Annotated in this window: 8 protein-coding genes; 2 read left to right on the forward strand and 6 right to left on the reverse strand. The window is 55.3% G+C overall.

The window, feature by feature from the left end:
• Positions 1-200 precede the first annotated feature (200 nt).
• Both ACF8AM_RS18025 and ACF8AM_RS18030 read left to right on the forward strand, forming a co-directional pair.
• A complete protein-coding gene (locus ACF8AM_RS18025; RefSeq protein WP_392556978.1) occupies positions 201-863 on the forward strand; it encodes a class I SAM-dependent methyltransferase in 663 nt (220 codons plus the stop codon).
• A 284-nt stretch (positions 864-1,147) separates the two neighbouring features.
• Positions 1,148-1,834, forward strand: coding sequence for a PH domain-containing protein (locus ACF8AM_RS18030; RefSeq protein ID WP_392556979.1), 687 nt, complete (start codon positions 1,148-1,150; stop codon positions 1,832-1,834).
• Here ACF8AM_RS18030 and ACF8AM_RS18035 read toward each other — a convergent pair.
• From ACF8AM_RS18035 to ACF8AM_RS18060, 6 genes are all read right to left on the reverse strand, one after another.
• A complete protein-coding gene (locus ACF8AM_RS18035; RefSeq protein ID WP_392556980.1) occupies positions 1,825-2,574 on the reverse strand; it encodes a hypothetical protein in 750 nt (249 codons plus the stop codon). The genes ACF8AM_RS18030 and ACF8AM_RS18035 overlap by 10 nt on opposite strands.
• Positions 2,575-3,087: 513 nt before the next feature.
• Positions 3,088-3,855 (reverse strand): tetratricopeptide repeat protein, encoded by a 768-nt coding sequence (locus ACF8AM_RS18040; RefSeq protein WP_392556981.1) that lies wholly within the window; start codon positions 3,853-3,855, stop codon positions 3,088-3,090.
• Between the two features lie 364 nt (positions 3,856-4,219).
• Positions 4,220-4,837, reverse strand: coding sequence for a PepSY-associated TM helix domain-containing protein (locus ACF8AM_RS18045; protein WP_392556982.1), 618 nt, complete (start codon positions 4,835-4,837; stop codon positions 4,220-4,222).
• Positions 4,834-5,415: a DUF2271 domain-containing protein gene (locus tag ACF8AM_RS18050; RefSeq protein WP_392556983.1), complete on the reverse strand. Its 582-nt coding sequence runs from the start codon at positions 5,413-5,415 to the stop codon at positions 4,834-4,836. Before ACF8AM_RS18050 ends, ACF8AM_RS18045 begins: the two co-directional genes overlap by 4 nt.
• A 162-nt stretch (positions 5,416-5,577) precedes the next feature.
• The gene (locus ACF8AM_RS18055; RefSeq protein ID WP_392556984.1) at positions 5,578-8,646 is read right to left on the reverse strand and encodes a DUF3386 family protein; all 3,069 of its coding nucleotides are present in this window, start codon (positions 8,644-8,646) and stop codon (positions 5,578-5,580) included.
• A gap of 70 nt (positions 8,647-8,716) precedes the next feature.
• Positions 8,717-9,913, reverse strand: a complete 1,197-nt coding sequence (locus tag ACF8AM_RS18060) for a PQQ-binding-like beta-propeller repeat protein (protein WP_392556985.1) — start codon at positions 9,911-9,913, stop codon at positions 8,717-8,719.
• Positions 9,914-11,089: the final 1,176 nt, after the last annotated feature.

Raw genomic sequence — 11,089 nt, forward strand, 5'->3', positions numbered from 1 at the left:
ACCCTAAAAATAGGTCGTGACAGACCACTAGTGAGCCGGATGCGTGTGACGTTCGCGGAAGCTTGCCGCGGAGATGGCACGCGGATTGCTTTTATGTCCCAATGTGGTCGAGGGTCGACCGCCTATCACCCTGAATGGCAAGCGGATTGTTCGCGTTTTTCAGGGGTCGAACATTTGACATACATTGAGGTGGAAGCGAGATGCATGCGATCACAGCAGCGGCTGATGCGAGTCCCGGACCGTCGTTTATCAAGCGTGCGTACTACGTGCTGAAGGCGTGGCGTCAGGCTCCGTTGGACGTCGCTACGCTTTGTCCGAGTTCCCCGTCTTTGACCCGGAAGCTCGCCGACCGCGATTGTGTGAAAAACGCTCAAAACATCATCGAACTAGGTCCAGGAGCAGGTGGGACAACGCAAACCCTGCTGGAACACATGCGGCCGGACGCGAGACTGATGGTGGTCGAGAAATCCACTGTCTTTTCAGAGCCTTTGCGGGCGATCGATGATCCGCGACTGGATGTGGTGATGGATGACGCGTGCTCTCTGGTTGATTTGGTCACGCAACGAAATTTCGGATTGGCTGATGTGGTCGTGTCAGGGATTCCGTTCAGTAGTATGCCTGCGACGACTGCGAAGACCATCGCGGAGTCGATTCATCAAGTCCTGCGACCGGGTGGAGTTTTCATTGCCTATCAGATTCGAGATCACGTGACCGAATTCGCTCGTCCACTGTTTGGGCCTGCTGAGACGGAAGTCGTTCCGATGAACCTTCCGCCATTGACGTTGTATACCTGGACCAAGGTGTGCATGCCGCCATCCAGTGCCAAGGATAACGGGGCGTCCAGGCGTAGCTTGTCCGCATAGGCGTGAGATGGCGGCGGATGACGTTCGATGAGGGGAACTGAATTGGTGTGCTCTGCACGTGGGTAGGAACGATCGGGCACCACCTCACGTAGGCGAGTCTCTCTGAGACTCGCAAATAACAGCGTCTCGGAGAGACGCCGCCACGTGAACAAGCCCAATGACTCCCGCTCACCTTCTTCGCACCGAGAAACGTTTGCAAGGATTGCGGCACGGTGTGTGTTCGGTATGTGATGTGCGTAGTGTTGTCGTGAACGAACCGTCCACTCGAACTGGAGAGTTTCCCCATGCAAGTTCTCACCACGCAGTGCCCGTACTGCCACCAAGAAGTTGATAGCACGATCGAACATCTTGATGGTCCGGTGCTTTGCCCGAGTTGTGAAAAGCCGTTTGAAATGGAGATGCCGACGGCCGTGGTCACCTCCGTTCATGAAGTCGACGAGAAGACGGCTCATGAAAAAAGATTGGCTTCTGAACCCAATGAACGCACGCTGGTGGAAGTTCATCCCGTTGTCTTTCGAGGGCGACCGATCGCGACGTTCGTTCTTTCGGTGGTTGGAGTGGTCGCGGCCGGACTGATCGTGATGTCAGTGGCTGGGATGTCCTTGGCTGGTTACTCGTTGAATGAGATGGTTGTGGTAGGACCGGCCTCGCTTGTGGTTTGGCTGAGTGCAGCCGCCTTGCTGGTGACCGCGGGAATGATTGGTTATTGGACACTGTTGAGCCGGTTCACGACGTTGACGGTCACCGATGATCGAACGGTTTATCGTGAGGGCATCGTCTCGCGTGAGACGTCGGAAGTGCAGCATGACGATGTACGCAACATTCAACTCGATCAAACGTTTGTTCAACGGTTGCTCAATGTAGGTGGCATCGGTATCTCCAGTTCCGGACAAGACGATTTGGAGGTGGTCGCCAAAAGTCTTCCGCATCCCAAACGGATCATCGATCTCATCCGCGAAAATCAGGATTGAGCTTGCGCGGTGAATTGCTTGGACTGCAGCTTTCGATAGCAGACACGAACTCGATCTCGGTCAGCAAAGCAGTTGAACAAGTGGATCAATCGCCACAGGCAGCAATCACAATCGAGTTCGATCGATTCGCTGGTCACCACTTGGCGTACCAAGTGATAGGCCTCCAACACTTGGTCCATTCGGATCAACAGCGTGGCTGCCGTGACCCGAAACTCCGTCGCCTCGGGCATCAACTCAATGGCTCGATAGGCCGAGGTCAAGCACTCGCTGGGGGCTTCGCCAAGTACCGATTGAGTCGCGGAGAGTTCGTGCCACAGAATCGCGTCTTCAGGTGATCGCTCAATCGCTTGGCAAAGTATCTCGGCGGACTTTTCAGGGTGTCCGAGGGTCAGCAGATCATGCGAGACCATTCTTACCAATGGAGTCTTGAGCAAACTGGATGTGCCAAGTTCAAATAACAGGTCAATGCCCAGTTGCGATCGGCCGATCGCGATGTATTGCAACGCCATGACCCTGGAGGACCAAGGTTCGAGAGGGATCAACAAACTGGCTCGTTCGAAGGATTGGACTGCGTCGGCAGGTTGTTGCGCCTGAGCTTGCAGCAGTCCTCGCAGTTCCCAGGCCGCACCGTCGTTCTCTTGGTCGTCGCAGATCTTTTGTAAGTGTTGAAGCGCCTTGTGGATGTTGCCTTCGCACAGAACGGTTGTTAGTTGGTCGTAAAGTTGTTGTGTGGTGGTCATGAGAATGCTTTTGAAGTGTTTTTTGACGGGTTGGGATCTGCGCTGACGGATCGATTGCGTCGCTAAGAACGATTCGAATAATGCTGGATGAGCTTGGTGACACGAAGTCAAAGGCTTGGAAGCCTATGCCACTTGTTCTCCGCTCAGTGCTTCGCAGGCTGTTGATTGAAAACGTTTCCCAGGTTGAAGGATCAGCCGACGGGCGTTGGCCCACGGTTACCGGAGACGAACCGGATGCGATCGCGTTCCGGCTGACTAGATCAACTGGCTGTTAGGGATTCGACATCCAAAGCGAGTTTGGACTGGGGGTACGCCCCGGCAAGTCTGGTGTGCGGTATCGGTGGGCTGACACGGGCGTACTGCGCGGTGTCCAATCTCGAGGGCTGGACGACGAGCGTTTCGTGAAATGATGGCTGACTCGTTCTTTGAAGTAGAAGAACAGAGTGAGGCTGATCAGTGTTACCGCGAATGCACCTGCAATGAGCGTGACGTGAAAGAGAAGCAGGTTCGTATTCATGGTTGTGCCTCCGAGGCTTTGCATTCGGGCACAGAAACTCCAACGGGTGATTTCAACTCGGTTGTCTGTTCGGAACAGAGAGCCGCAAGAGTTGGGAGCCCTTGTCGTTTCAGCATTTCAGCGATGCGAAGCAGACACGAAACGCAGGTGATTTGTCGAAAATCGATCGACGATATAGGTTCGAATGCGGCAAGGGCTTCATCGTCGCGGTCCAATTGGACGAGCAACGAAACCAAACCAATGCGAAAGTGAATGTTCTCCGGTGCCAATTGCATCGCTCGACGGGTCAGGGCTTCTGTCAGATAGAGCGGTTGCCCTGACCGAGCGGCATAAAAACCCATGTCATAGAAAGCCTGCGCGACGGAGTCGTCCGCTTCGGTGATCCACTCGCAGACTTTCATGGCGAGTTGTGGCGAATCGATCGCTTCCAAGCCTGCTGCCACTTGGAGCATCAGTTCGGAGGAAAGCGTTTGCCCCAGTGCTAGCTGAAGGTAGAGTTCCCTGGCCAAATCAATCCGCTTGAGCTGGGCGTAAGAGGACGCAAGTGCGATCCGTGCTTCGTCTTGGATGGGCCCCAACAGGCTCGCTCGTTCGAGCTCGTCGGCCGATTCGCCGGCGCGTCCCAGGTCGTGAAGGACCAGCCCTTTCAACTGGTGAACCTCACAGGTTTGCTTTTCGTCCCGTTCGTCCAGCAGCCGCAGTGTCTTTGTCAGTTCACCGCGCCGGTAGCATGCCCAAGCAAGTGGCATGGTTGAAGTAGCCATGTGATATTGCCTCACGAGTGGTTTGTTTTGCAAACCCAAATGAATTCATTTGGGAATGTGCCTAACGCACAAATCTTGAAGGCACAGTCGTGCGGGCAAGAAAAGTGCAACCTCTGCGTGGCGGGCTGGCTCGGTGATTTTTCCCTTGAAGGGAGCGCGATCACCGTTCGCTGGCTAGCTGCGTTGATCCCGTTTTCTAATGAGAACGGTTCTCAAAAGCTAGCGGGTTGGAGTAGGGTGTCAAGGATTTCTTAGTAAGAAATTGAAATTTGTAAGTCGTTTTGTGAAGCGGCCCCGGACGCGAACGATTTCACTCGTGCCATCGCCGGCCCGTAACATTCTCTGACGCAAGCGGAGTTGTCCTTCAGGGCACGAGCCAGACCCAAACGCCGAGCATCGCGACTGTGCCGGCGACCGCGGCGAGAATTCCCGAGACACGTCGTTTTTTCAGGTACAGCAACAGTCCAAAACCAGAGAGTGACATCAAGAGCATGAGCAATGCAGAGATGTCGATCAGCCATGACCAACCGGTTCCGCTGTCGCGGCCTTTATGCAGATCGTTCATCACGGAGAACGCGTTGCTGGTCGTTTCAGTCAGCGAGTAGTTGCCAGAGTCGCGGTCGATGAAGACATCCGCGGCATAACCAGGGCTCTTGTACACCAGCATGCATTCAAAGTCGTCCACCTCGAATTCTTTCACCCGTCCCTTCAACGCGTGAGTTTCTCGCAACGTTTCCGCGATCTCTAGCTTGTCGGGCTCATTACGCAACAGTTCCATCGCCAATTGTCCGGATTCGTCCCGGATGACTTGTTCGCTCGCGCCCAACCACGTGGGATGGTTGAGCGTGATGCCCGTGAACGCGAAAAACATGAGCGAGGTGAAACCCAGCATCGACAAATAGATGTGAAGCCATCGAAAGGCAGCAGCGCTGCGACTGTAGAGTGATCGGCTTCGCTTCTTACGAATCGGGGATTCACTCATTTCGCGTTTGGCGGGGTGTAGGCGTAGGCGGCTTGCGGGATTTCAATGTTGCCTTTGAGTTCTGTCCGTTGGATAGGAGTTTCTCCGAGACGCACCCGGGTGCGAATGATTTTGTACGTCCCATTTTCACGCGCGGCTTCCAGACACAACGTGTAGGTTCCATGTGGCAAGGGATTTCCCGCGTTGTCCGTTCCATCAAAATGGGTTTCGTAGTCGCCTGGTCCTCGGGTGGCTGCTGAGATTCCATCGACCAAGTTGGTTTTTTCAACGATCTTCCGCATTCGATCGTTGCGGTACCAACGCGTCAGGTCGCGGTGCCAACGAGGTCCAGGTTGCTCGGTTTGGATCCAAAGCGTCGCGGTTTTTACCGGAAATCCCTCGGCGTCTTCCAGCCAAACGGCGAGGTAGGGACGTCGGTAGCTGCTGCCGCTGGGGCGATCCAGTTTGAACCACACGTGCAGTCCTGAGGGTGTCGATGGGGTGTCGTTGGACTGGGAAGAGGACGCAGTGTTTTCAGCAGATGCGACGGTGGAAAGGACGGCTGCGGAAGCCAGCAGCACAAGAACGATTCGTCTCATGAGAATATTCTTCGGTCTTGAATAGGAGGAGTTGATTCGGCGGCAGGTGGACGCGCTGAGCAGCCCGTCCACCTGAGCTTGCAATGCATCGGGCGAGAAGAAGCGTGGGCGAATGTCGCCGTGTTTCACTTCGCCGGACAAGGCTCTATGAGCTGAACGGCGTCACGATTGACGGCGTAGTGCATCGGCAGCACGTTGAGCCTTGTCTGCCTCTCGTTGAGCGGCATCGGCGGCGCGTTGGAGCTCATCTGCCTTTCGTTGAGCGGTCGAAACAGAGGATTCCGATTGGTCGTTTTCCGAATCGGTTGTTGTCGGTTCTTCGACTTCGTTGGCCTCTTTTTCCGCTTGTTCGTCGGCTTCCATTTTTACCTTGGCTTCAGTGAAGCTGACCAAGCCATCGCCATTCGTGTCGGCGGCTTCCGCAAAGACAGCCATTCGCTTCCCGAGTTCGTCTGCACTCAGTTTGCCATCTTTGTTGGTGTCCTTCCGCATCAGCATCTTCGCATTCTTCGCTGCTTCACCGCTGCCCCGAGGTCCACCGCCAGTGAAGCTCATTGCGGCGACCTGTTTGGGTTGCGTCATCGGATTGGGGTCGTAGATGACGAACTTCACTTGTTGCTCGTTGTCTCGATCCACACCGAAGAACAACAGACGCCCAGCGAGATTGAATAGACGCATGGAGGCGTCGACGCCATCGATTGAATCAGCCAGGGTGGACCATTGGTCCGTTTCGCTGTCGTAGACTTCCAGTGTCTTGCACTCCGTGAAGTGACCCTCCGTGTTGCTGAACCCGCCGAACAAGTAGATCTTCTTGCCGTCGACCGCCACTTGAGGGAACACGCGTGAGGCGGCGGGCGAGGCCGCTGTTCGCCAGGTTCGGTTTTCCATGTCGAACACGTCAACGCTCGATTCGATGCTTGTTCCATCGCCGAGCCCGCCGACTAGGAAGTATTCATCGTCCACCAAGGCTCCACCGAAGCTGCGGCGTGGATGTGGCAGACTGACATCTGGAAGAGCGGCGATATCAGTGGCATCGCCCCACCAATGCAACACACTATTGCTCAAACCGTGACTGCCGCCTGCGTCACTGCCGCCGAAGATCCAGATCGCGTCGTCATGAGCGACAGCGTTTGCCATGGACCGAGGTTCAGGCAGCTTTGTCTCAGCGACGGTCCATTCATCGGCTTTGGCGTCGTATTGCAAGAGACTGTTGATGGACTGAAACGTTGATTCCCCAAAGTTCATGCCGCCGGCAACAACCAACGTTCTGTGTTCGCTGGTTTGCTTGTTGACAACGCCAGCACCGCTTTGCACCGGATGTGGCATGTCGGCAAGTTTTGCGACGGTTTGATTGGCGATATCGAAAAGAAATGACTCTTTTGAGAACGCCTCTTTGCTGAAGTCATGCGGTTGCCAGCTTTTGTTACCGCCGAAGGCATACAACTTGGTACCGTCGAGGACCAATGATTGGCTGTGCTTTGCCTCGCCGTCATAAGGAACCGTCCATGAAACAATTTTTTCGCTGACCTTCGCCGAAGGGTCGACTTTCAGTGTTTCGACTGCCGCGGTGCGGCCCGTCATTCCACCGGTCCCTCCTAGGGCGATCAGGCGATCTTGGCCTGCGGGAAGCAGTCGCAGAAACATTCGAGGAAACAGCAGGCGGTCTGCGACTTGCCATTCACTTGCATCTTCGGCAAGGCGGTAAACAACCCCGGATGCTCCAGTGGAGTAGAGGTGACCGCCCACTGCAAACGTGCTGGTCGCGAAGCCGGTCATCTGGCTGTCGCCGACCAGTTCAGGACCTTCGGTCCACTCATTCGTGGCAGGATCGTACACAGATGTTTTGCGAAGGAACCCGGTGGGGCTGATTCCACCAAGCACGTAAAGTTTGCTGTCGTGTGCACCGACTGAGATGGCTCTCAGTTGATAGCCGGGGCCTTCGAGCTCTTTCCAACCCGCTTCAGGGTTGTCCAAGTCGAAGGCGTGCATGGTGTCGTGCCAAGGAGCGTCACGCGAACCATCGACGCCTTGAAGGTCCCAACCGCCGACGGCATAGATCGTTCGGCCGACGATGGCGGCGTCTAGCGATGACCTCGGCGAAGGCAACGGCGCTAACTCTGTCCAAGTGTCCGCCTCAATGTCGTAGCGAGCAAAATGATCCGTGGAATTGAAAATGGCTTGGTCATCGCCATCTTCATCTTTGCCGTTGATGAACGACAGGCCACCGATTCGGTAAATGAATTCGCCATCGGTCACCAACGCGGTGCTTTGCGATGACTCGTGCATTGCGAGTTCTTCCCAATCCGCGGCCGGGTCGTCGAATTTGATGCGCCGGAAGTGGTCAACCAGCAGATCCTTTCCGAACCCGTGAGCGTCGCCTGAATGTCCGCTGAAGACGTACAGGTATTCACCAACCACGGCGGCACCGAAGCTGGTCAGAGATTCCGGAAGTGGCTTGTGGAGTTTCGACGTCGATACAACGGTCTTCTTTGCCGGTTCGGTTGTCGTCAGTCGATGGTTGGTGAAGGTGATTTCACGGGTTTGACGCGATCCATCGCTGCCTGTTTCAATCGTCAGGCATTCTTCAGGTAGAAAGAAGTCGCCCACGCGAGTCCAGGTAAAACGGTTGGTCTTGTTCTTGGTGATGTTGCCGGTTTTCGGATCGCGGTAGGTCACCGAAGTGATCTCGGGAAGGACCTTTCCGTCTTCGGAGTCGAAGAACTCCACGTTGGTGATTTCAAACCAACGGGAATCACTTTTGCGATGAACTTCGCGAATCCTTCCGTTCTCGATTCGGAAAACACCACTGCCATCGACACGCGAAACATAGCTCCCGAACTCGGGTGATGTGCCTCGCTCATCGAGCGTCACTTCAGGAGCATCGCCGCCAGGTCGACGGTGCCCAATCACCGAACTCAACTTGGAATTCACCCAGGGATGAATGGCCTCATCGGAAATCGACAGTTCGTAGTCGAAGTCATCGGTCACCAGGATTTCGCCGGCATGACTGACCGCGTCGGTTTGGATGGTGACGTCTGCAGTGAAACCCGGGAAGTTGTGCCAAACGGCACGAGCTTCTCGAGCAGCTTCCATCGCTTTGGAAGCCATCGCATCTTTGGCTGCGGACTGGGTTGCGGAGGAGGTGTTGGTAAGCACTTCCTCGGCACTGCTGACGCTGCCGCCAAGCAGCAGTGTGATCGCAACGGCGATTCGTAAGTGTGTTGGTTTCATGGTTCTTTTTTTTGGCGTGGTCCAGAGATCGGGATGGAAGATGTCGGGTGTGTGGAGTCAGCGATGTTTTTCAATCTCCGATCGCATAGAGTTTGTCACCACGACGGATGAGCAACCGATTGCCGGCCGGAGCAGCGGCGTACAGAACGTTTCCGCCACCGAAACCGGGTGTCTTTTCATCTTCGCCGCCTTCCGGCCAGCAGCGATTTTCGGAGATCTCGTTTCCGTCTGTCAGCGAGATCACGCTGGTGGTTCCCTTGTATCCGAACAGGTACAAGTTGTCCCCGGCGACCAAGGGAGTCGACCAGATCCCGCCCGCATCGGTGCGGTCCATGCTGACCTGTTCGCCGGTTTCAAGATCCAAACGAAACAACACGCCTGTTCGATTGACGATCACGGCCGTCTCGCCCGCGACGATGGGGCTGCCGAAGGTTGAAGTGGCCTTTTTCGCCTGCCATTTGTAGTCCGCATCGAAACTGCCGTCGTCCTGTTTGGTGATTTGGATCAATCCGTTGTTGACGGCTGCCTTGCCGGAGCTTGTTTCTCCGCGACCGTCGGAAGCTCCGATCAGAAACTGGCCGTTGCCGACAGGGGTTGGTGTGCAAGAAGTGTTGTTGGAAATTCCCTCAAACTCCCAGAGACGCTCGCCTGTTTCCGGGTTCAATCCAATGATCTTGCCACTGGCACTACACACCAAGTGTTGACCATCGCCGACGGGCACCAACCGCGGCGATCCCCATGAGGTAGCACCGACTCCGGCTGACTTCCAGATGATGTTGCCGGTTGGAGGGTCAATCGCCAAAACATACGGGTCTTCGGTGCGTTCCACCCAAACGAACACGCGATTTCCATCGGACTCCAACGACGCAGACAAACCGTGCCGAGCTTCGATCTTGCCATATTCGTCGACAAGATTCTTTTCCCACTGCTTTTCGCCACTCGGAGAAATCGCAACCAAGTTGCCTCCCTCGAAGAACGAAATGAATCCAGCATCGGTTGCCACTGCCGACGGTGCAGCACGACTCACCATGGGCGAATTCTTGAACGGCGACGGATTGACCAGGTCGATCTGCCAATTCTTGCTGCCGTCTTCGATCGCATAGGAGGAAACGTGGTAGTTGTCTTTGTTTTCGCCGCTGGTCGAAGTGACCACGATTTGATCGTGTGCAACGATCGGAGTGGACTGACCGTAGCCGGTGATGTCAGCTGTCCAAGCGATGTTTTTTTCCGGCGACCACTCGGTGGGAAGGCTGGTCGAGATGGTCATTGCGCCACCGTTTTGGAACCGTGGCCAGGATGGAACTTCTGCACTCGAAAACGGGGTGAACAGACCGATCGATAGCAATGCTGCCAGAGGTTTCGATTGCGAGATACATGGCCGTCTGAGGTGATGACTGGTGTTCAAAAAGTGAGCCAATTTACTGAACATTCGATGGTTATCCGGTTGCGGCAAACAATGCCATGAAAAACTGAAATGGAATGAATTGAACCATGCCGCCAACAGTCAGCAGCATGCGGCGGAACGCGGAACGATTGATTTCGAGAGCGTGATGCGAAAATCGCTTGCATCGAACATGCGGGCTTGAACGCGTTCGCAATCGAAGTCGGACCGACTGAATCGGCACCACGCTGGTTTCATTGCTCCAATGAGAAAAACGTTGTCAACGTGAGGCTTCTCTGTCCCAATGCAACTGAATCGTAACACGCCGCCAGCTCACCAATTCCGCTTGAGACGGTAGCGCATCGTGATCGCGGACTTTCGGCTCCCTGTCGTCCAGGGGATGGAGGCAACACCGTTCCTTGGGCGTGGAAGAGACCCAACGCGGCAAGAAGTTGAAGTGAACTTGAACGCGGGGATGGGTACTGGGCCCAATAGCCAGCCATACCAGTCCTCAAGAAATGGTGGAGTAACACGGAAAGATTCAGTCGCCCCCTGTTTCGTGGGGCTACTTGAAACGTCGCATCCGTATTGGCTGGCTACTTGCAGTTTGCTGGCTTTTCGATGCACTGAAATTTGAGAATCATTCTCAATAGTTTTTAGTGTGTCCCGGATCGTTGTGGATGTCAATTGACCGTCCAAACAAAAGTCGGGATTTCACTTGGAGGAAGCTCGTTCTTGTGTGAAAACGGCGTGACGGTGAGCGTCCCTTGCCGTTTTCCATGCTCGGCCCCCTCCCTCGCGTACGCCTGAACGGCGTCGCTCGACCTCCCCTCAAACTTCGTTTCGGGAGAGGTGCTCGAAGGCTGAAACCCGCTAAAACGCGGCCTCGATCAACTGCACGACCTCTCCCGCGGTGGGGGATCCCGGACGCGGCAGATCGTCGTTGAATTTGGTTCACTCACGTGGCGTGGTTCTGACGTCGATAGTCGCCGGGGGTGGTGCCGAAATGCTGGCGAAACGCTTGTGACAAAGATGCACCCGATGCGAAACCGGATTCTGCCG

Origin of the sequence: Rhodopirellula sp. JB055 (assembly GCF_043100905.1) — a bacterium.
Classification (GTDB): Bacteria; Planctomycetota; Planctomycetia; order Pirellulales; family Pirellulaceae; genus Rhodopirellula.

Bases quoted from the DNA above. Each gene is read 5' to 3' on its own strand.
- ACF8AM_RS18030 (WP_392556979.1), top strand. From the start codon at position 1,148: ATGCAAGTTCTCACCACGCAGTGCCCGTACTGCCACCAAGAAGTTGAT.
- ACF8AM_RS18035 (WP_392556980.1), bottom strand. From the start codon at position 2,574: ATGACCACCACACAACAACTTTACGACCAACTAACAACCGTTCTGTGC.
- ACF8AM_RS18045 (WP_392556982.1), bottom strand. From the start codon at position 4,837: ATGAGTGAATCCCCGATTCGTAAGAAGCGAAGCCGATCACTCTACAGT.
- ACF8AM_RS18050 (WP_392556983.1), bottom strand. From the start codon at position 5,415: ATGAGACGAATCGTTCTTGTGCTGCTGGCTTCCGCAGCCGTCCTTTCC.
- ACF8AM_RS18060 (WP_392556985.1), bottom strand. From the start codon at position 9,913: ATGACCATCTCGACCAGCCTTCCCACCGAGTGGTCGCCGGAAAAAAAC.
- ACF8AM_RS18055 (WP_392556984.1), bottom strand. From the start codon at position 8,646: ATGAAACCAACACACTTACGAATCGCCGTTGCGATCACACTGCTGCTT.
- ACF8AM_RS18040 (WP_392556981.1), bottom strand. From the start codon at position 3,855: ATGGCTACTTCAACCATGCCACTTGCTTGGGCATGCTACCGGCGCGGT.
- ACF8AM_RS18025 (WP_392556978.1), top strand. From the start codon at position 201: ATGCATGCGATCACAGCAGCGGCTGATGCGAGTCCCGGACCGTCGTTT.